This is a genomic window from Variovorax sp. P1_H12_2, assembly GCF_056405335.1.
Map to the genome: position 1 here is coordinate 1 of NZ_JBFUCI010000070.1, position 19,712 is coordinate 19,712.

At 66.4% G+C, this 19,712-nt stretch carries 19 protein-coding genes; 16 read left to right on the forward strand and 3 right to left on the reverse strand.

All coding sequences use genetic code 11. The features are described 5' to 3' along the window. Positions 1-537 (forward strand): ABC transporter substrate-binding protein (locus AC1D2K_RS09885; protein ID WP_478088396.1); only part of this gene is annotated, 537 nt, incomplete at its 5' end. Positions 538-604: 67 nt separating this feature from the next. Here the strand turns inward: AC1D2K_RS09885 and AC1D2K_RS09890 are convergent. Then, the gene (locus AC1D2K_RS09890) at positions 605-1,474 is read right to left on the reverse strand and encodes a crotonase/enoyl-CoA hydratase family protein (RefSeq protein ID WP_478088398.1); all 870 of its coding nucleotides are present in this window, start codon (positions 1,472-1,474) and stop codon (positions 605-607) included. Continuing rightward, positions 1,471-2,118: a TetR/AcrR family transcriptional regulator gene (locus tag AC1D2K_RS09895; protein ID WP_478088400.1), complete on the reverse strand. Its 648-nt coding sequence runs from the start codon at positions 2,116-2,118 to the stop codon at positions 1,471-1,473. Before AC1D2K_RS09895 ends, AC1D2K_RS09890 begins: the two co-directional genes overlap by 4 nt. Before the next feature lie 306 nt (positions 2,119-2,424). On the opposite strand from AC1D2K_RS09895, the gene AC1D2K_RS09900 reads away from it, so the two are divergent. The 6 genes from AC1D2K_RS09900 to AC1D2K_RS09925 all read left to right on the forward strand — a co-directional run bounded on the left by AC1D2K_RS09900 (position 2,425) and on the right by AC1D2K_RS09925 (position 7,642). After that, positions 2,425-3,129, forward strand: coding sequence for a c-type cytochrome (locus AC1D2K_RS09900; protein WP_478088423.1), 705 nt, complete (start codon positions 2,425-2,427; stop codon positions 3,127-3,129). An 84-nt stretch (positions 3,130-3,213) separates the two neighbouring features. Then, on the forward strand, positions 3,214-4,425 hold the full coding sequence (locus tag AC1D2K_RS09905) for a c-type cytochrome (RefSeq protein WP_478088424.1): 1,212 nt from the start codon (positions 3,214-3,216) through the stop codon (positions 4,423-4,425). Positions 4,426-4,445: 20 nt separating this feature from the next. Continuing rightward, positions 4,446-4,652 carry a hypothetical protein gene (locus AC1D2K_RS09910; RefSeq protein WP_478088402.1) on the forward strand — a complete coding sequence of 69 codons (207 nt, stop codon included), beginning with the start codon at positions 4,446-4,448 and terminating at the stop codon, positions 4,650-4,652. A gap of 5 nt (positions 4,653-4,657) precedes the next feature. Further along, entirely contained in the window at positions 4,658-5,221 is a 564-nt protein-coding gene (locus tag AC1D2K_RS09915) for a cupredoxin domain-containing protein (protein WP_478088426.1), read from the forward strand. Then, positions 5,208-6,827, forward strand: coding sequence for a cbb3-type cytochrome c oxidase subunit I (locus AC1D2K_RS09920; RefSeq protein ID WP_478088404.1), 1,620 nt, complete (start codon positions 5,208-5,210; stop codon positions 6,825-6,827). The genes AC1D2K_RS09915 and AC1D2K_RS09920 overlap by 14 nt, the downstream gene beginning before the upstream one ends. Before the next feature lie 14 nt (positions 6,828-6,841). Continuing rightward, entirely contained in the window at positions 6,842-7,642 is an 801-nt protein-coding gene (locus AC1D2K_RS09925; RefSeq protein ID WP_478088406.1) for a c-type cytochrome, read from the forward strand. Positions 7,643-7,883: 241 nt separating this feature from the next. Here the strand turns inward: AC1D2K_RS09925 and AC1D2K_RS09930 are convergent, their stop codons facing one another. Continuing rightward, positions 7,884-8,873, reverse strand: a complete 990-nt coding sequence (locus tag AC1D2K_RS09930; RefSeq protein WP_478088408.1) for a tripartite tricarboxylate transporter substrate binding protein — start codon at positions 8,871-8,873, stop codon at positions 7,884-7,886. A gap of 93 nt (positions 8,874-8,966) precedes the next feature. Here AC1D2K_RS09930 and AC1D2K_RS09935 point away from each other — a divergent pair, with 93 nt between their 5' ends. The 9 genes from AC1D2K_RS09935 (at position 8,967) to AC1D2K_RS09975 (ending at position 19,547) form a co-directional block, all read left to right on the forward strand. After that, positions 8,967-10,058 (forward strand): LacI family DNA-binding transcriptional regulator, encoded by a 1,092-nt coding sequence (locus tag AC1D2K_RS09935; protein WP_478088410.1) that lies wholly within the window; start codon positions 8,967-8,969, stop codon positions 10,056-10,058. A 281-nt stretch (positions 10,059-10,339) separates the two neighbouring features. Further along, positions 10,340-11,401, forward strand: a complete 1,062-nt coding sequence (locus AC1D2K_RS09940) for a LacI family DNA-binding transcriptional regulator (RefSeq protein ID WP_478088412.1) — start codon at positions 10,340-10,342, stop codon at positions 11,399-11,401. A 51-nt stretch (positions 11,402-11,452) separates the two neighbouring features. Next, positions 11,453-13,645, forward strand: coding sequence for an ADP-ribosylglycohydrolase family protein (locus AC1D2K_RS09945; RefSeq protein WP_478088414.1), 2,193 nt, complete (start codon positions 11,453-11,455; stop codon positions 13,643-13,645). After that, a complete protein-coding gene (locus tag AC1D2K_RS09950) occupies positions 13,642-15,042 on the forward strand; it encodes an ATP-binding protein (protein ID WP_478088415.1) in 1,401 nt (466 codons plus the stop codon). The genes AC1D2K_RS09945 and AC1D2K_RS09950 overlap by 4 nt, the downstream gene beginning before the upstream one ends. Before the next feature lie 105 nt (positions 15,043-15,147). Beyond that, entirely contained in the window at positions 15,148-16,608 is a 1,461-nt protein-coding gene (locus tag AC1D2K_RS09955) for an ATP-binding protein (RefSeq protein WP_478088416.1), read from the forward strand. Then, positions 16,605-17,075, forward strand: a complete 471-nt coding sequence (locus AC1D2K_RS09960) for an ATP-binding protein (RefSeq protein WP_478088417.1) — start codon at positions 16,605-16,607, stop codon at positions 17,073-17,075. The genes AC1D2K_RS09955 and AC1D2K_RS09960 overlap by 4 nt, the downstream gene beginning before the upstream one ends. 15 nt (positions 17,076-17,090) lie before the next feature. Further along, positions 17,091-17,435 (forward strand): STAS domain-containing protein, encoded by a 345-nt coding sequence (locus AC1D2K_RS09965; protein ID WP_478088419.1) that lies wholly within the window; start codon positions 17,091-17,093, stop codon positions 17,433-17,435. Continuing rightward, positions 17,432-18,319 carry a patatin-like phospholipase family protein gene (locus AC1D2K_RS09970; protein WP_478088420.1) on the forward strand — a complete coding sequence of 296 codons (888 nt, stop codon included), beginning with the start codon at positions 17,432-17,434 and terminating at the stop codon, positions 18,317-18,319. The genes AC1D2K_RS09965 and AC1D2K_RS09970 overlap by 4 nt, the downstream gene beginning before the upstream one ends. 31 nt (positions 18,320-18,350) lie before the next feature. Then, positions 18,351-19,547, forward strand: a complete 1,197-nt coding sequence (locus AC1D2K_RS09975) for a PP2C family protein-serine/threonine phosphatase (RefSeq protein ID WP_478088421.1) — start codon at positions 18,351-18,353, stop codon at positions 19,545-19,547. Positions 19,548-19,712 lie beyond the last annotated feature (165 nt).

The window sequence follows — 19,712 nt, forward strand, 5'->3', positions numbered from 1 at the left end:
GGCATGGCCAATGCGGCCGGGGATTCTGCGAACTTCGTCAAACAGGCCGCGAGTTTCGGCGTAACTCCCAAACAGATCATTGCCGCATCGTTGATCCACATCACTGAGATAAACGGCTTGGGCCTGAAGTCAACCAAGGGCATGTATCTGACCGACGGCTTTTACTGGGATCGCAATGCCGAAACACGTGCATGGTCAGAGCGATTCCTCGCACAGAAAAAGAAAATGCCCACGATGGTTCAAGCCGGCACGTACTCGGCTGTCTTGCATTATCTAAAGGGTGTTCAATCGGCGGGAACCGATGAGGCCAAGGCCACGGTCGCAGCCATGAAGAAGATCCCCGTCAACGACATTTTCGCCACGAACGGCAAGATTCGGGAGGACGGTCGAATGGTGCACGACATGTACTTGTGGGAGATCAAATCTCCCGAAGAGTCGAAATATCCGTGGGACTATTACAAACTGCGTGCGACGATTCCTGCGGAGATGGCATTCCGGCCACTGGAGCAAAGCACGTGCAAGCTTGTAAAAAAATGAACACATAGGACCATTGTGAGGGGTCGAATCCCCGGAGCGGGCCAGCAGGAGGCCTTCAGGGCGGTGCTCATGACAGATTCTCTGGAATCGGGCCCCCGCCATTGGGGATCGGCTTTCCGGAGTCGCGCCACTCCACTGCGGCGTGGAAACCTTTTTTCTCGGCAAACTCCTTGAACCAGCGTCCCTCCGCCGAATGGCGGGTGATGCCGTCGAACAGCGTCGCCAGAGTCTGGGTCGACGTCAGACCCATGTTGTCCAGCGCCTGGTTGATCATGAGCTTTTGCATCGCGAGCTGGTTGGTGGGAACGCCGGCGATGCGGTCGGCCAACTCTTCGACGCGGGCGTCGAGCTGGTCAGCGGGCACCGCTTCGAGCACCAGGCCCCAAGCGGCGGCAGTACGGCCGTCGATCTTGTCGCCTGTCAGCAGCATTCGCTTGGCGCGCTCCACGCCGAGGCGGTAGACCCACATCGCGGTCGTTGGGCATCCCCAGACGCGGGCAGGCATGTAGCCGATCTTGGCATCCTCGGCCATCACCACAAGGTCACAGCTGAGCGCGATGTCGCTGCCGCCGGCGACGGCATAACCGTGAATCTTGCAGATCGAGGGCGTCAATGAACGGAACAGCGTGAAGAAGTCGTCCGTGTTGCGGCGCATGCCACGATAGTCGCGAATCGGATCCCACGAAGGGCCGGTCTGGTTCCATTCGCTGTTGCCGTCTTCGGCGAACTTCTTCAAGTCGTAGCCGGCACAGAATGCGTCGCCGTCGCCGCTCAAAATAATCACATGAACGTCGGGGTCGTTGTCGGCACGTTCGACAGCGGCGCGAATCTCGCCTGGCATGCGGTCATCGATGGCGTTGAGGCGCTCTGGACGTGAGAGCGTGATGTACGCCTTTCGGTCGCGCGACTCATAACGAAGGGTTTGAAAGTCAGTCATCGTCTACTCCTGGGTTGAGGACCGGGGGGAGGATCGGGCCGTCGATCGAGCAGAACGCGCACGGCCCCGATCCAGTCATCAAGCAGGCGACCCTGTCGGGCAGGGTCGTCGCGCAATACGCCGGCCAATGCCAGGCCGCGTAGAAACTCGGTGCTCAGTGCCACGACAGCGCTGTATGCAGGACGGTCCCGCAGCGGCGCGAACAAGTCGCCGACGACCCGATCGAAGTCGCGGCGCGCATCTCGCTCGGCCACGCGAAGCGCTGTGCGCAGTGCGGGATCCGTTCGGGCCACCGCCCACAACTCCAGTTCGGCAAGATAGGCGGGCTGTGCGAAGGCGTCGGCCAGAGCGCGGGTCGCGCGCTCGATCGGTTCGAGATCGTCGGGCAAGCCAGCGAGCGCCCGGCGCACCGCCTCCTCGTTGCGGCGCACCAGTTCTTCGATCGTCGCGGCGAGCATCTCGGCGTGGCTCGGAAAGTGGTGCAGGAGCGCGCCTCGGCTGACGCCGGCGCGCTGCTGAACCGCAACGGTCGTCGTGGCGGCGGTGCCCAACTCGACCAGGGAGGCTACCGCCGCATCAAGAATTCGCAGGCGAGTGGCTTCGCGCTGAACCACGCGGATGGAGGGCTTGGATTTGACAGTCATGATTGACGGTGAGAATACTCACACCGTCAGCCATGACTGTCAAGCGCCGGTGCAGGAGGTCGCGGACGTCTGTGCATGAACTGACAAACGTCAATGCGCGCCTGCGTGATCGACAGATAATTTTTTTCTGCTGACTCTTCCCCCTGCCAGCGTCAGGTGTATCTCACCGCTTCTCGTTCCATCGAGAGCACGATGCCTTGGATCTCGACACAGATGATGGCCTCAGCTCAATTCATGGTGAACGGATGGGTCTCGGCTCCCGACCACCAGTCGTCGCGACGCTTCGGGGTCAAGCGCAGGCGCGCCATGCTGCTGGCGACCGCGATGTTCATCATGGCTTTGGCCCGCGCCGCCCTGGCGCAGCAGGATCCGGCCATCCCCGCCTTCAAGTCCGTCGATTCGATGGAAGCGCGTGTGCAAGGCTGCGTCACCTGCCACGGTCAAAGCGGACAAGGGACCAGCGATCAGTACTTTCCCCGCATCGCGGGCAAGCCTGCGGCCTATCTCTACAACCAATTGGTCGCTTTTCGCGATGGCAAGCGGGTCTATCCGCCGATGAACTACCTGGTCGCCTATCTGCCGGACTCCTATCTGCGGGAGATCGCCGAGCACTTCGCAAAAGAGCGGCCAGCCTTCGAAGCGAAGCAACCGACGACCGCCGCAGAGTCGGTGATCTCGCGCGGCGCGACGATCGCCATCTCGGGCGATGCGAGCAAGCAGATACCACCTTGCATCACCTGCCACGGCCCTGGGCTCACCGGCATGGAGCCGGGCATCCCGGGACTCGTCGGATTGCGCCCCTCTTACATCGTTGCGCAGCTCACGCGCTGGCGCACGGGCAGCCGGCAAGCGGCACAACCCGATTGCATGAAGCGCATCGCAGACCGCCTGTCAGAAGCGGATGTGCACGCGGTGGCGACATGGCTCTCGTCTCGAGATCCGCCGCGCGATGCGTCTCCCGCGTCGTCCAATCTCCAGCGCATGCCTTTGTCGTGCGGCAGCCAGATGTAGGCCTCCATGCAGAGCCGAACACGCAACCTCCTTCTCGCCGTGTTGGCGGTCGTGGTGGTGCTGGTCGCCGGCTTCCTCTATTTCATGCCCGGGTATCTGCCAACGGAGCCCGGCAAGATCGAAGCGAGCCCGACGACACAGACGATCACCAGGGGCGAGTATCTGGCGCGCGCCGGGGATTGCATCGCGTGCCACACCGCACCCGGCGGCAAGCAGTTCGCGGGTGGCCGCGCGATGGCCACACCCTTTGGCAACCTTTTCGTTCCCAATGTCACCCCGGACGATGAAACCGGCATCGGCCGCTGGACCGCCGACGACTTCTACCGAATGATGCATCAGGGCGTCTCGCGCGATGGCTCCCTGATGTACCCGGTGATGCCCTTCGCCTCGTACACCAAGGTGACGCGCGAGGACTCGGACGCCATCTACGCGTTCATGATGTCCGTGCCGCCGGTGAGCCAGAAGAACCGGCCCCATGAGTTGAACTTCCCGTTCAACCAGCGCGACCTGCTGATCGGCTGGAGGGCGCTCTACTTCAAGGAGGGCGAATACCAACCGGACAAGAGCAAGTCCGCGCAATGGAAYCGCGGCGCCTATCTGGTGGAGGGCCTTGGCCATTGCGCGATGTGCCACACCGCGATCAACAAGCTCGGCGGCTCGAAGGCGTCGCAGGAGTTCGAAGGCGGGATGATCCCCAACCAGAACTGGTATGCGCCCTCGCTCACCTCGAACCGCGAAGCGGGCCTTGGCAACTGGAGCTTGAAGGAAATCACCGACCTCCTGCAGGCCGGCATTTCGGATCGGGCCACGGTCTACGGTCCGATGGCGGAGGTGGTCTACAACAGCCTGCAGTACCTCTCCGACCTGGATGTCGAGGCGATGGCGGTCTATTTGAAGGAGCTTCCGCAGCGCGACGCTGAACCACCGCCGACGAGCAGCGCGCGGCTGGTGAGCCCGAACGTGATGGAACTCGGCCGCAAGATCTACGCGACGCAGTGCTTCATGTGCCACGGCGAGGAAGGCAAGGGCCACCCGCCCCAGTTTCCGCCGCTCGCCGGCAACCAATCGATCACGATGAGTTCCCCGGTGAACTCGATCCGCATGGTGCTGAACGGCGGCTATGCGCCCGGCACGAAGCGAAACCCGAAGCCGCACGGCATGCCGCCCTTCTCGCATATCCTCAACGACGACGAGGTGGCGGCGGTAGTGACCTATATCCGCGTCGCGTGGGAGAACAGCGGGACGCCGGTGACCGCCGTCGACGTCAGCGGACTGCGCACGCTCGTCCCCGAATAGCAGCAACGAAGGTCCGCGCAATGGCAACCCACAACGATCTTCCGACTGCGGCCGATCGGGCCGACCTGGCGCAAGAGGAGGCGCGTATGGAGGCGCGTATCGATGACATCGTCGCGCGTGGACCGGCGGGCACTTTCGCCGTCGTCGGGCTCGCCACCTTCATCGTGGTCGCCATCGTCTTGCTCTTCTACTTTCTGGTCTACATGCCGCGAGGAGCCATCCAGTGACCTCGATGAACGCCGGCGCGTCGCACGCATCGGAGGCCGTTGCAGCCGGGGCGGAAAGGCGCTGGGCGATCATCGTGATGCTCATCATCGCCCTGCTGCTCGCGATGATGATCTTCACCGGACTGCATTGGGCGTCGATGCCACCGTCCCGCGTGGAGACGGTCGATCCGCGCACGCTGCACGTGTCGGGCGAGTTCGTCGAGAACAACCTGGGCACCACGGTCGATGCGAACGGCAAGGTCATGGTGCGGCTCGTCGCACAGCAGTATTCCTTCGAACCACAGTGCCTGGTCGTTCCGGCCGGTGTGCCGGTCACTTTTCGCGCGACCAGTGCCGATGCCATCCATGGCTTTGTCGTCGACAAGACCAACGCCAACGTGATGCTGATTCCGGGATTCGTCGCGACCTTCACCGCCACCTTCGACGAGGCTGGCGAGCGCCTGATGCCTTGCCACGAATATTGCGGCACGGGCCACGAGGCGATGTGGGGTCGTGTGCACGTGCTGCCGGCCGACGAATTCCTTGCCAAGGCCAAGGGCGCAGAGAGGATGAGCTGTGTTCCTCGCTAAGAAACTCGTTCTGGCGCACTTCTGGATCGCCTTCATCGCCTTCGGCGCGGCGATCCTCCTGGGGGAATGGCAGATGTTCGTGCGCAGCCCGCTGAGCGCCTGGGTGGGCGACCCGGAACACTACTACCGGTCGGTGACCGCGCACGGCACGGTGATGGGATACGTCTTCCCGACGCTGGTGGCCATGGGCTTCGGCTACGCCGTCAGCGAGCTGGCGCTGAAGCAGCCGCTCGTCGGCCTGCGCTGGGCATGGGCCGGCTTCTGGCTGGTGGTCGTCGGCACCGTGATCGCGGCAACGCCGGTCGCGCTGGGCCTTGCTTCGGTGCTCTACACCTTCTACCCGCCGATGATCGGCAGTCCGTTCTACTACCTCGGCGTCGTGCTGGTGGTGGTCGGCTCGTGGATCTGGGTCGCGCTCATGGCGATCAACCTGCGGGCCTGGAAGAAGAAGAACGCCGGCACGGCGGTACCGCTGGCGATGTTCGGAAACGTGGCCGGCGCCTACCTGTGGGCGTGGACATCGGTGGGTGCGGCAGTCGAGATTCTTCTGCTGATCCTGCCCGCTGCGATCGGTCTGACGGATACCATCAATGTCGCACTGGCGCGCGTGTTCTTCTCATGGACACTGCACGCCATCGTGTACTTCTGGCTGATGCYGGCCTACATCGCGTTCTACACGATCGTGCCGCGCGCCATTGGCGGACGGTTGTACAGCGACACGATGGGACGCGTCGCGTTCGTGCTCTTCCTCGTGTTCTCGATGCCCATCGGCATCCATCACCTCTTTGCCGACCCGCAGGTCGGCGCTGGGTTCAAGTTCCTGCATGCGGTGTTCACGGCGATGGTCGCGGTGCCTACTTTCCTGACTGTGTTCACCATCGTGGCGTCAGTTGAGATTGCGGCACGCTTGCGCGGCGGCAAGGGAATTTTCGGATGGGTGAAGGCGTTGCCTTGGGACAATCCGATGATGCTGGCCGTCACCTTCTCCTTCATCATGCTGGGCTTCGGCGGTGCGGGTGGGCTCATCAACATGAGCTTCCAGCTCAACGAGACGATCCACAACACGCAGTGGGTCACGGGGCACTTCCACCTGATCTTCGCGGGCGCCATCGTCATCATGTACTTCGTGGTGGCCTATGACCTGTGGCCGCAAGTCACCGGCTGCAAGCCGCTGCCTGCAGGCCTCTTGAAGACGCAACTTTGGCTGTGGTTTGTCGGAATGATGGTGATGACCATGCCGTGGCACTGGGTCGGCTTGCTCGGGCAGCCACGGCGCATGGCGTACTTCGACTTTTCGAATCCTGCGCTCAGCAATCAGGGGTGGACACTCGTGGCGGGCACCCTCGGCGGCCTGATGCTGGTGCTGTCCGCTCTGCTCTTCATCTACATCTTGGCGCGCGCGGGCAGGAGCGAAGCACCCCCTGCACCCTACACCTTCAGCACGCCGGTCCATATGCCTGCGTCCACGCCAGTGGCATTGAACGGCTTCGCACTTTGGGTCTCGCTGATGATCGCCCTCACGGTCGTGAACTACGGCTTTCCGATCGCGCAGCTGGCGATGCTCGAGAACGCCTCGGTCCCCGTCGTTCCCATTGGGGGCCGATGATGCAGGAAGCCAGAATGTTCGCCTGGAGCAACCGATGGTTTCGGTGGAGCGTGCTGGGCCTCGTGGCGCTCACCGCGGCGACGCTGCTCGTGGGCTTCGTGTGGCTGCCGTCAAGGCACGGTGACTTCACCGCCAAGAGCGTCTGGGACAGCATCTGCCGTGCGGCAGGCGTGCCCCGCGAATGGACGGCCGCGAAGGAATGGCCGAAGCCGGGCGCCGGGACGACCAGCGTCATACTGACCAACGCCATGGGGCGCCCCGGCGAAGGCGATGCGACTGGCCGCGGAGCGACCATCGCCATCCAGCAATGCAGCATGTGCCATGGCGCGCAGGGCATGAGCGATGGGGGTTCGCCCAACCTGGCCGGGCAGTATCCGGAGGTCATCATCAAGCAGTTGCATGACTACAAGCGCGGCAACCGGGCCAGCGCGTTCATGCAGTCCATCGCCAACAAGCTGTCGGAGCGGGACATCCAGGACGTCGCCGCGTACTACGACTCGCTGCCCAAGGCGCGCGCGGCTCCGGTGCATGCCAACGAACCGGGTGCACCGGCGTTGGTGCGCGTGGGTGACCCGCTGCGAAACATCGTGCCTTGCGTTGCGTGCCATGGCGGCATCGACCACAAGCTGGGCGCGCCGTGGTTGGAAGGGATGCCGAAGGAGTATCTGTTGAAGGAGCTCAAAGCCTTCGCGTCGGGCGATCGCCGCAACGACAGCTTCGGCCAGATGCGCAACATGGTGCGGCCCTTGACGGCACAGGAACTCGACGGCGTCGCGGAGTTCTATGCGCGGCGCGAGCCCGCGCGCGAGCGCTGAACGTCATTCCGATCGCTCGGCGCCAGGAGCGGTTTCGGCCGTCCACATCGCACAGATCATCGGGCGCCCCTTTCGCAAGCGTTCAGATCATTCGATGCCACACGTGGTCGCGCTTGACCACCCGGTGCCAGACCGCCACGCCAGCATGGCCCAGGCGCTGTTGGCAGGGGCGATCACTGCCCTCGAAAAGCGCCTTGGTGTTTGCGGATAGCGCCGGGGCCGGCTCAAGCCGGCTCGACGACTACATGGGCTCGACGCGCGCCGCCTTTGCCAGCGCCTGCAGCTTCACGCCGTCTGCGGCGTAGAAGCGTGCGGCGTCGACCAGCGACATCGGGGAGGGCACGGCACCCCCGGCGGCATCGATGGCCTTGCGTACGTCCGAGTTGCCGAGCGCGTCCGTGACGACCTTGTGCAGCTGCACACTGGCGCTTTCGCTCATCGCGGCCGGCACCAGTACGCCGACCCAGATGCTCGGGCGACCGACGGCAGGCGCCGATCTGCTTTCATCGAAGGTCGCGGCGGCGGGGAACCGGGCGAGCCGCTGCGCAGACGTGACGCCCAGCACCTTCATCTTGCCGCCAGCGACCATGCCTCCCAGAAGTGCGTCCACGGGCAGGATCGTGAAGTCGATGATGCCGCCCTGAAGGTCGTTCAACATGGGCAGGCCGCCACGGTAAGGCACATGCGTGGCCTCGATGCCCGTGGTGGACAGCAACATCTCCGTCACGAGGTGGAACAATGAGCCCTGGCCTGTACTGCCGTAGCTCAGGGGCCTGTCGCCACCGCGGCGCGCCAGTGCGACGAGTTCGTCCAGGTTGTTCGCGGGCAAGTCGCTGCGCGCGTACAGCGCCAACGGCGAATCGTTGATCAGGCCCAAGAGCCGGAAGTCCCTGGATTTGTATCGGACGGCGCGCAGGGTGAGCGGTGCGAGTACGGTCTCGGAGGGCGACCCCACGAAGAGCGTGGTGCCGTCGGGCGCGGCCGCCAGCAAGCGGCTGGCGGCGATGGAGCCGCTCGCTCCGGTGACGTTCTCCACCACCGCGACACGCCCGAGCCCCTGGCCCAGCGCCGGAGCGACGGCGCGCGCGAATACATCCGTGATGCCGCCCGCGGGTTGCGCCACGAGGATGGTGAGATTGCCGGCGCGGGTCTGGGCGCGAAGGCGGGGGGCGACTGTGAGCGAAGCGGTGCCCAGGCCCGACAGTGCGAATGCGCGACGCGAGATGTTCATGGTGGAAACCGTGTTCGGGGCATCATCCGGACCGATGCCCCGCAGTCTTCGAACCTGGAGCAAGTTGATACGTATTATGGATGGCGATCAAGCATGAAGAATCGAACGACCGGCAAGTCAGCGCCCGCTGTGGCCAGTCCCCCGGCGGCCTCCGTCGGCAAGGCCAGGGCGCCCACGATGGYCCTGCGACGGCCCACGCAGCGCGACATCGCCGTTGCCACGGGCATGTCGCAAACCGCCGTGTCCCTGGTGCTCAACCACGTGGAGCCGTGCACGGTGTCCGGGGAGGCGCGCGAGCGCATACTGCAGACCGCCGAGCGGCTCGGTTATGTCCCCAACCGCATGGCCCGGAATCTTCAGTCTGCGCGCACGCGCACGCTGGCTTGCATCGTTCCGGACATCACGAACCCGATCTATCCGTCCCTGGTGCGGGGGTTCCAGTCCGCCGCCGACGCGGCGGGATACGACACCATGATCTTCGACACCGACGGCACCCTCGAGCGCGAGCAGCGGGCGCTTCGGTGGCTGTCGCAGGGGCATGTGGACGGCGTGCTGGCGCTGTTCTTCCACATCGACGAAGCCGAGCTGTTGGAGGCCGTGCGCGGGCGCATTGCCGTGGTTCTGGTGGAAAGCGAGGCCAGGCCGGCCCGCGACGACATCGACAAGGTCTATATCGACAACGCGGCGGCGTCGCAGGCCATGACGCAGGTCCTGATCGACAAGGGGCACCGACGCATCGCCATGCTGTCCTGCCCGAAAGGCCCGGGGGCGGAGCGCCAACGCGGCTTTCAGGCCGCCATGCAGGAAGCCGGGCTTGTGGCCTGCAGCATCGTCGCCGATGACTTCACGCAAGCCGCAGGCGCGCGCGCCATGGCCACCGAACTGGCTGGCGACTTCTCATGCAGCGCCGTGTTCGCGGCCAACGACCTCCTGGCCATCGGCGCCATGGCAGCGCTGCGCGCGGCAGGGCGACGTATTCCGGACGACGTCGCGGTGGCCGGCTTCGACGACATTCCCTCCGCGCAATTGCTGCATCCGGCGTTGACCACGGTGCGCCGATCCGAACAGGCCATTGGCCGCTTTGCAGCCGAGTTGCTGATCGCACGATTGGACGGCCCCGATGGGGACAGGCCGGGCCGTGCCTTTGAACTGCCTTTCCAGCTGGTCCTGCGCGATTCAGCCTAGGCCTGTGAGCAGGCCCTGGTCCAGCTCGCGGCCGGTCCGATCCTTGATCCACTTCTCGCGTCGATGAACGGCCCGTCGCTGACGCTGTTCCCGGAGATGTTCCCGCGCAGAAGCGACATGCCGGCGACCGTACGTCTTTGCATTGCATACCTTGGATGTAATAATACGTATTATGTCCCCGACCAAGTCCGCAAACTCCCGCGTCCCGGCCGTGTCTACGGGGCCCGATGACGCTCGGGCGGCTGCACGTATAGTCGTCGCAGATGACAAGGAAATCGCGGATGGCAGCAGGCACGGGGGGCGCCGAACCGGACCCCACGGGCAAGAGGCCGCGGGTGCCGCTTCGCCGGCCGACGCAGCAAGATATCGCGGCGGCCACCGGCCTGTCGCAGACCGCGGTCTCGCTGGTGCTTCGACATGGCGACGTGCCGGCGGTCTCGGCGGATGCCCGCGAGCGCATCATGGAAGCCGCGCAGCGCCTCGGCTATGTGCCGAACCGCATCGCGCAGAATCTGCAGGCGACCCGCTCGCACACGCTCGCGTGCATCGTCCCGGACATCACGAACCCCACCTATCCGGCGATGGTGCGCGGTTTCCAGGCGGTGTCCGAGGCGGCCGGCTACGACGTGATGGTCTTCGACACCGATGGCAATCCGGAGCGCGAGTGCAAGGCGCTGCGCTGGCTGCTGCAGGGCCATGTCGATGGCGTGCTCGCGTCGTTCTTCCATGTGGCCGAAGCGGAGCTGGCCGGCCTGGCCCAGCGCGGCACCGCGCTCGTGCTGATCGGAAGCCCGGTGCGCAAGGCGTCGACGCCGATCGACAAGCTCTATGTCGACAACGCGGGTGCCGCCCGGGCCATGACGCAGGCGCTCATCGCCAAGGAGCACCGGCACATCGCGATGATCTCGCCCGCACTCGGGCCGGGCGAGGAACGGCGCCGGGGCTACCGCAGTGCGATGAAGGATGCGGGGCTGCGTCCGATCGAGATCCCGGCCGACGGCTTCGTGCAGGAGGACGGCGTACGGGCGATGACGGCATTCCTCGCGCAGCGGCCGCGCTGCAGCGCGGTGTTCGCGGCCAACGACCTGCTCGCGATCGGCGCGATGGCGGCGATCCGCGCTGTCGGCCTGCGCATCCCGGAGGATATTGCGGTGGCCGGCTTCGACGACATTCCGGCCGCGACGCTGATGTTTCCGACGCTGACAACGGTGCACCGCTTCGAGCCGGCGGTGGGCCGCATGGCCGCCGAAATGTTGATTGCCCGGCTCGACGAGAACGCGGCCGAGCGCCCGGRCCGCAGCATCGAAATGCCCTACCAGCTGGTGATGCGCGACTCGACCTGACCCTTGTCGGCCGGCCGGCCGCCCTTCCATGAGAAGAAGGGCGATATCGCGATGAAACAAGTCGGGGAGATTCCCCATGACTATGCCGAACGCGTCTACAGCGGCGTGCTCGGCAAGTTGATCGGCGTCTACCTCGGGCGGCCGTTCGAAGGCTGGTCCTATGAAGACATCGCGGCCAAGCTCGGCGACATCCGCTACTACGTCCACGACCGCGAGGGCGTGGCGCTGCGCAACAACCTGCTGGTCGTCACCGACGACGACATTGCCGGCACCTTCGTGTTCGCGCGGGCCCTCGAGGACCACGGCTACACGGCCGAACTGAGCGCGCGGCAGGTCGGCCAGACCTGGCTCAACTACGTCGTCAGGGAGCGCACGGTGCTGTGGTGGGGCGGCCCGGGCAATTCGACCGAGCACACCGCGTTCATGCGCCTGGACTCGGGCGTGCCGGCGCCGGAGAGCGGTTCGATCGCGATGAATGGCAAGGCCGCAGCCGAGCAGATCGGCGCGCAGATCTTCATCGACGGCTGGGCAATGGCCGCCCCTGGCAACCCGGCGCTCGCCGCCAGGCTGGCCGGCCAGGCGGCGCGCGTCAGCCACGACGGCATCGCGGTTCACGCGGCGCAGCTGATCGCGGCCATGGAGGCGCAGGCCTTCGTCGAGCGCGACATGGACCAGCTGATCGACACCGGCCTGGCCGCGATACCGGCCGATTCGACCATCCGCAAGGTGGTCGACGATGTGCGCCGCTGGCACGCGCAAGACGCGGCCAAGGACTGGCGTTCGACGCGCGAGCGCATCGCCGCGCAATACGGCTACGACCGCTTCGAGGGGCTGTGCCATGTCGTGCCCAACCATGCATTGGTCATCCTGTCGCTGCTCTACGGCCAGCACAGCTTCGACGAGGCGCTGTCGATCTCGTGCACCGCCGGCTGGGACACCGACTGCAACGCCGGCAACGTCGGCTGTCTGATGGGCATACGCGGCGGGCTGGCCGGCATCGACAACGGCGCCGACTGGCGCGGCCCGGTCGCCGACCGGATGTACCTGTCCGCCGGCGACGGAGGCGGCGCGATCACCGACGCGGTCCAGGAAAGCTGGCGTCTGATCGATGCCGGTCACCGCCTCGCCGGCGCCAGCGCCCCCGCCCGGCCCAAGGACGGCGCGCGCTTCAGCTTCGCGTTCCCCGGCAGCGTGCAGGGCTTTCACGTCAGCGCCGGCGACCCGAGCCTGGTGCACCCGCTGGCGCTGCGGAACGTCGCGGTCGACGACGGCCGTGCGCTCGAGGTGCGCTACGCCGCGCTGAGCGCGGGCCGCGTGGCGCGCATCAGCACGCCGACCTTCATCCACCCCGAGGTGTTCGGCATGCCGGCCTACGAGCTGGTGGCCTGCCCGACGCTGTACCCGGGCCAGCACCTGCGCGCCAGCGTCTCGGCAGCGACCGACAACACCGCGTCGGTCCGGGTCGCGCTGAGCCTGGGCCACTACGACGCCCACGACCGGGTCGTGACGATCTCCGGCCCGAGCGTGCTGTTGCAGCCCGGCGGACAGGCCGAGCTGCGCTGGACCGTGCCCGACCTGAAGGGGCTGCCGACCTATGACATCGGCCTGGAGCTGCAATCGCCCGTCGCGCGCCTCGACGGCCGCGTGCTGCTGCACGCGCTGGACTGGAAGGGCGCCCCGGAGCTGGTGTTGCGCCGCCCCGACGGCCCGGGCCGGATGTGGTTCAAGGCCTGGGCCGACGCGGCAACGCACTTCACGTGCAGCCCGCGCTGGGAGGCGTTCCGGCTGTCGCAGTCGGACGGCGTCGGGATGGTGGTGCAGGGCACGCGCGACTGGCACGACTACGCCGTCGAGTCGACCGTGACGCCGCATCTGGGCCGCAGCTGGGGCCTGCTCGCACGCGTCCAGGGATTGAGGCGCTGGTATGGGCTGGTGTTCGACCGCGGCGTCGGCACGGGCAGCGCCGGCGGCGATCGTGTCAGCCTGGTGCGGATGCGCAACACGCCGCAGACGCTCGCGAGCGCGCCGTTCGCGTGGCGCGCAGCGCACCCCTGCAAGCTCAGGATCGAGGTGCTCGGCACGACGCTGCGCGCCTGGGTCGACGACAGCCTGCTGTTCACGGTCGGTGATGCCGGCCCCGAGGCGCTGAACACCGGCGGCATCGGCCTCATGTGCGACACCGGCGCGCTGTCGACCGACGAAGTCATCGTCCGGACGCTCCGACCCACCACGACACCGACATGACCACTCGCGCCGATACCGCCTTGCAAGACCTTCCACCCCCGGGCTCGCCCCGTCGCGTGCACCCCACCGTGCGCCTGGACTACGGGCTGCGCGTGCTGGGGCAGGGCTTCTTCGGCGCGGTGGCGCTCTCGGTGCTGCAGCTGCGGGCCATGCCCGTCGGCGCCCTGGTGCTGATCTGCGGCACGGCCTTGCTGTGGCCGCATCTGGCCTATCTGGTGGCGTGCCGCGCGCGCGACAGCAAGGCCGCCGAGCGGCGGAACTTGCTGGTCGACAGCTTCCTCATGGGCGCGTTCACGCTGCTGACCGGCCTCGATCTGTGGATCTGCGTGGTGTCCTTCACCGCCATCAACGCCGCCAACCTGAGCATCGGCGGGCTGCGCCTGGGCTTGATCGGCGCCGGGTGCTTCGCGCTCGGGGTCCTGACCATGGGGCTCTACGCCGGGTTCGCCGTGTTGCCGGTGCCGCTGCTGGCGCACGCGATGACGGCGCTCGCCGTCGTCACCTACACCTCCGCGTTCGGCCTGGCGTCTCATTTCCAGACGCGCCAGGCCATTGGCGCCAAGCGGGAGGTTCACGCGCGCAACCAGGTCATCGAGCAGCAGAAGGCGGATCTCGAGCAGGCGCGGGCGATCGCCGAGCGGGCCCGCGAGCAGGCAGAGGCCGCAAACCGCACCAAGAGCGCCTTCCTGGCGAACATGAGCCACGAGCTGCGCACGCCGCTCAATGCCGTGATCGGCTATACCGAGATGCTGGAGGAAGACTTCGCCGATCGCGGCGAGACCGACACCTCGCTCGCCGACCTGGGCCGTATCAAGGGGGCCGCGCGGCATCTGCTGCAGATGATCAACGATGTGCTCGATCTCTCGAAGATCGAAGCGGACAAGATCGAATTGCATGTCGAGACCTTCGAACTGGCCGAACTGCTGGACCAGGTGGTCTCGACCACTCAGCCCCTGCTTGCGGTCAACCGCAACCGCCTGCAGGTGCATTGCGCGCAGGGGCTGGGCCAGGTGCAGTCGGACTTGACGAAGCTGCGACAGGTGCTGATCAACCTGGTGTCGAACGCGGCCAAGTTCACCAGCGACGGCAGCATCTCGATCAAGACCACCGGCGGCCTCGACGCGGGCGGCCAATCCATCGTGGTGTTCGAGGTCAGCGACACCGGCATCGGCATGACCCCTTCGCAGCTGGGCCGGCTGTTCCAGCCCTTCGTGCAGGCTGACTCCGAGACGACGCGAAAGTACGGCGGCACGGGCCTGGGCTTGGCCATCAGCCGCCGTCTGTGCCGCCTGCTGGGCGGCGACGTGACCGCCGTCAGCACGCCCGGCGAGGGCAGCCAGTTTCGCGCCGCCGTGCTCGCGACCTTGCCCCTCGTCGACCACGCCGCCGCGGATTGACATGACGAAGATCCTGCTGGTCGAGGACAACGAGCTCAACCGGGACGATTTCGACACCAAGCCGATCGAACTCGAGCGATTGCTAGTGAAGATCGAGGGTCTCCTGTGACGGCGCTGCCCGGCATGCCTGCGCCGACGGGATGCGATTGCGATCCCGATTCGCCGCGCACGGCCAACGACGTTGCGGCTGCGCCACGACGCCTGTACGGCGGCGTGCGCGTGAACTACCCGGTGCGCATCGGCGCCCACCTGGCCGCCGGCCTGTTGCTCGGCTCGGTGTTCACGACGCAGCCGCCGATCGCGCTGTGGGGAGCGGTGGTGGTGATGCTGACATGGCCGCATCTCGCCTACCGGCTGAGCTGCCGAGCCGTCGACAGCCGGCGCAGCGAGATGCGCGCCTTGCTGGTCGACTCGTTCCTGATGGGAGCCTACGGCGGACTCTCGGGCTTCAACCCGTGGATCATCGTCGCCCTGGGGGGCGCCATGTATGCATCGAATTTCGGTTCAGGCGGGGCGCGCCATGCGTTGCGCGGCCTGATGGCCATGGCGATCGGCATCCTGACGGGCGCTGCCGCCACCGGCTTCGAAGTCCGTCCGGACACCTCGTTGCTGACCATCTCGTTGTCGGCCGTGGCCGCGGCCCTCTACCTGTCGCTCTTCGGCCATGCGATTCACGCCGAATCGCTGCGCACCGCCAGGACGCGCGCGGCATTGGAAGAGCGCAATCGCGAGATCGAAGCCCAGGCCTTGCATCTCGAAAAAGCGCGACAGGAGGCGGAGTCGGCCAACAAGGCCAAGAGCGCCTTCATGGCGAACATGAGCCATGAGCTGCGAACGCCGCTCAACGCCGTGATCGGCTACGCCGAGCTGCTCGAAGAAGAACTGGCCGACAGCACGCCGCCCGCGGCCCGCGACGACCTGGGCCGCATCAAGCATGCGGCGAAGGATCTGCTGTCGATGATCAACGCCGTGCTCGACCTGACCCGGCTCGACGCCAGCCAGGTCCAGCTCAACCTCGAGGACTGCGACCTGCGCGGCCTGCTGTCGTCCGTCGAGGCCGCCGCGCAGCCGATGCTGATGGCGAACGGGAATCGCATGCGGGTCGACGTCCAGCCGGACCTGGCGCTGGTCCATGTGGATGCGCTGCGCCTGCGGCAAGTGCTGGTCGCGCTGGTGTCGAACGCGGCCAAGTTCACGGCCCACGGGAACGTACAGCTGCGCGCTTCCACGCGCGAGCGACCACCCGGCGTGCTGGAAGTGCGCTTCGATGTCGAAGACACCGGCATCGGCCTGAGCCCGGCGGAGATCGGCAAGCTCTTTCAGCCATTCCTGCAGGCCGACGAGGGCACGACGCGTGCCTTCGGTGGCAGCGGCCTGGGCTTGGCGATCAGCCGCCGCGTGTGTCGCCTGATGGGCGGAGACATCGAGGTCACCAGTACGCCCGGCGCGGGCTCCTGCTTCACCGTCCGGCTGCCTCAGCCGGTCCCTTCGCAACGGCCTGAGTCGATACCAGAAGACGCGCCCAAGCCACCGCCGCCGGATGCAGCCTCGGAGCGCAGCGCATGACGGAACCGCGCACCGCGCCCGCTGGCGCGATCGAACGCATCGCGTGCGGCGCCGAGCTCGCCAACCTGCCGGCTCTGCTGGCCCTGGTTGCCGCCATGTGCAGTCGCGAGCGGATCGACGACCCGACGCGCCATGACCTTCAGCTCATCGTCGAGGAGGCCTGCGTCAACGTCATGCACCACGCCTATCCGGCAGGCCAGGGTGGTCCGCTGACGCTGGCGGTCCGTATCGTGAATGAGGGCGGTCCACGCCGCATCGAGTTGACGCTGGAAGACCGGGGCAGGCCGTTCGACCCGCTGTCGGTAGCGCCCGTGGACGCTACCGCCGCGGCCGAGGCGCGCGAACTCGGCGGCTTGGGCGTGCACCTGATCCGACAACTCTCCGACCGCCAGCACTACCAACGCCACCCGCTCCGAGGCAACGTCCTCACCATCGAAAAAGACCTGGTGCCGCCCGCATCACACTGACCCTGGAGAAAGCACATGCAGATCGCCATCACACAACACGACACCATATTCGTCCTGGCCATCACAGGCAGCGTCGACAGCTTCAACGCCGACGAATTGACCCAGCTCTTTGCGGAGTCGATTTCCCGGGGCAACGTCCGTCTGGTGGCCGATTTCTCGCTGGTGAACTACACCAGCAGCGCCGGCCTGAGATCCCTGCTTGGCACCGTCAAGAGCTGTCGCCTCGCCGGCGGCGACCTGCGTGTGGCTGCGGTGCAGCCTCAGGTCCAGCGGGTGCTCGAGATCTCCGGCTTCACCAGCATTCTCAACATCTTCCCCGACGTGCGCCACGCGGTGGAGAGCTTCGCGGAGGCCGCATGAAACGCGCGCCGGTTCAGGGGCCTGCGGTCACGCTGGTGATCGGCTCGGGCAGCGTCAAGTGCGCGGCCGCCATCGGTGTGGTCAAGGCGCTCACCGACGCGGGCATAGGCATCGAACGCGTGGTCGGCTGCAGCGGCGGCGCCTTGTTCGCGGCCGGGGTGGCCCTCGGTTTCGACGCCGCCAGGATGACGGACATCACCCTGCGTACCTGGACCCGCAAGATGACTTCCAAGCGCAGCAACATGGGCGTTCTGCGCCTGCTGGCCCCCAAGCTCTTCGGTTTTCGGCCGGACAGTTTCGGCTTGCGCGACGATGGCCCGATGCTCTCGGCCTTTCGCGACGTGTTCGGGCAACGGCGCATCGAGGACACGCCGATTCCGCTCCACATCACGGCCACCGACTTCCAGAACGGCGAACTGGTCGACATCACCCGTGGCGACCTGGTCGATGCGATTCGCGCCAGCGTTTCGCTGCCCCTGGCGTTCCGGCCCGTGAAGCTGGACGGCCGGCTTCTGATCGACGGCTACCTGGCCGACCCGCTGCCGATCAGCGTGGCGATGAAGAACGGCAGCCGCGTGATCGTCGCGGTGGGCTTCGAGAGCCCGTACCAGGAGAACATCCGCAGTGCCGGGCGCTTTGCGGCCCAGCTCAGCGCGATCCTCGCGAACAATCTGCTCAAGTCACGCCTGGCCTTCCAGAGCGCGGCGCACCACTCGGAACTGATCCTGATCCTGCCGCAGTTCAAGCAACGCGTGCGCCTGTTCGACACCGACAAGGTGCCCCACATCATCGAAGAGGGCGAGCAAGCCGCCTTGCAGCAAATGCCCTACCTTCACGCGCTGCTCGATGCCCATCGCGAACGCCTCGAAGCTGTCGCAGCCTGAGGGCGCGGCTGACATCAAGAGGGCCCCTGGCATGCTTTCCAAGCTGACGCCGACGGAGCACGTGGAACGCCCGATGCGCATCCTGGTGGTCGACGACCTCGAGCTCAATCGCGACCTCCTGGCACGCCGCGTCCAACGCCTGGGCCACGAGGCGGGCATCGCCGTCAACGGACGCGATGCACTCGACAAGCTGCGTCAGCAGGACTGGGACCTGGTGCTGCTGGACATCACCATGCCCGAGTTGGACGGCTACGAAACCCTGCGACGCATCCGGGCCGACCCCCTGACGGCGCAGTTGCCCGTGGTGATGGTCTCGGCCATCGACGAGAGCGAGAGCGTCGTGCGTTGCCTCGAGCTGGGGGCCGACGACTACCTGCCCAAGCCCTTCAACCCCGTGGTGCTGCAGGCGCGCGTCGAATCGTCGCTGGCCAAGAAGCGCCTGCAGGATCAAAAGAGCCAGCTGCTGCAGGCGCTCTCACGCGAATTGGAGATCGGCCAGCGGATCCAGCAGGGCTTCCTGCCCGCGGAGCTGCCGAGCCTGGCGGGATGGTCGCTGGGCGCCAGCTGTACGCCGGCCCGACAGGTCGGCGGCGACTTCTACGATGCCTATTCGCTGCCCGGAGGCGCGCTCGCTCTCGTGGTCGCCGACGTGTGCGACAAGGGCGTGGGTGCGGCGCTCTACATGGCGCTGTTCCGCACGCTGCTGCGCGCGATGGCCTGCCAGGCGACGCTCGAGGAATCTCCTCCCGCGACGCTCGTGCGCAGCGTGGCGTTCGCCAATGACTACATCGCCACCGTGCACGGGCACGAGAACATGTTCGCCACCTTGTTCTTCGCACTGCTGGAGCCCGACAGCGGGCGCATGCACTACCTCAATGCCGGCCATGAAGCGCCGTTCGTGCAGCAAGCCGAAGGCGGCACCATCACGCGGCTCGACATCACAGGGCCGGCGGTGGGGCTGCTGGCCGGCAAACGCTGCACGGTTCAGACCTTCACGATGCAGCCTGGCGCCAGGCTGCTCCTGTACACCGATGGGGCCTCCGAGGCGCGGGGGGTGTCGGGGCCCTTTGGCGAAGAGGCACTGGGGCACGCGCTTGCCCGCCAAGCCGGCTCTGCGCAGGAAACGGTCGACAGCGTGCGCACGCAACTGGCGGAGCATGTGGGCGCGTTCGAGGCGCATGACGACGTGACGCTGTTCTGTCTGGCGCGTGGAACCGCGGGGTCATGAACAGGACGCCGGAGGCCGCCTGCATGTTCAAGACGGAAACGGTACGGGCGCCGCCCGCTGCGCTTCGTCACACGCTAAACGCATCACAGGTTGATCCTGCTGATCTTGGCTCCTTGCAGCGAGACGCCGGCCTCGAGCCCCACGTTGGTCAGCACGAATCCGACC

Excerpts from the sequence above, each read along its gene's own strand:
- AC1D2K_RS09915 (WP_478088426.1), top strand. The coding sequence starts at position 4,658 with ATGAACGCCGGCGCGTCGCACGCATCGGAGGCCGTTGCAGCCGGGGCG.
- AC1D2K_RS09910 (WP_478088402.1), top strand. The coding sequence starts at position 4,446 with ATGGCAACCCACAACGATCTTCCGACTGCGGCCGATCGGGCCGACCTG.
- AC1D2K_RS09890 (WP_478088398.1), bottom strand. The coding sequence starts at position 1,474 with ATGACTGACTTTCAAACCCTTCGTTATGAGTCGCGCGACCGAAAGGCG.
- AC1D2K_RS09900 (WP_478088423.1), top strand. The coding sequence starts at position 2,425 with ATGCTGCTGGCGACCGCGATGTTCATCATGGCTTTGGCCCGCGCCGCC.
- AC1D2K_RS09945 (WP_478088414.1), top strand. The coding sequence starts at position 11,453 with ATGAAACAAGTCGGGGAGATTCCCCATGACTATGCCGAACGCGTCTAC.
- AC1D2K_RS09925 (WP_478088406.1), top strand. The coding sequence starts at position 6,842 with ATGTTCGCCTGGAGCAACCGATGGTTTCGGTGGAGCGTGCTGGGCCTC.
- AC1D2K_RS09950 (WP_478088415.1), top strand. The coding sequence starts at position 13,642 with ATGACCACTCGCGCCGATACCGCCTTGCAAGACCTTCCACCCCCGGGC.
- AC1D2K_RS09965 (WP_478088419.1), top strand. The coding sequence starts at position 17,091 with ATGCAGATCGCCATCACACAACACGACACCATATTCGTCCTGGCCATC.
- AC1D2K_RS09930 (WP_478088408.1), bottom strand. The coding sequence starts at position 8,873 with ATGAACATCTCGCGTCGCGCATTCGCACTGTCGGGCCTGGGCACCGCT.
- AC1D2K_RS09975 (WP_478088421.1), top strand. The coding sequence starts at position 18,351 with ATGCTTTCCAAGCTGACGCCGACGGAGCACGTGGAACGCCCGATGCGC.
- AC1D2K_RS09960 (WP_478088417.1), top strand. The coding sequence starts at position 16,605 with ATGACGGAACCGCGCACCGCGCCCGCTGGCGCGATCGAACGCATCGCG.
- AC1D2K_RS09970 (WP_478088420.1), top strand. The coding sequence starts at position 17,432 with ATGAAACGCGCGCCGGTTCAGGGGCCTGCGGTCACGCTGGTGATCGGC.
- AC1D2K_RS09895 (WP_478088400.1), bottom strand. The coding sequence starts at position 2,118 with ATGACTGTCAAATCCAAGCCCTCCATCCGCGTGGTTCAGCGCGAAGCC.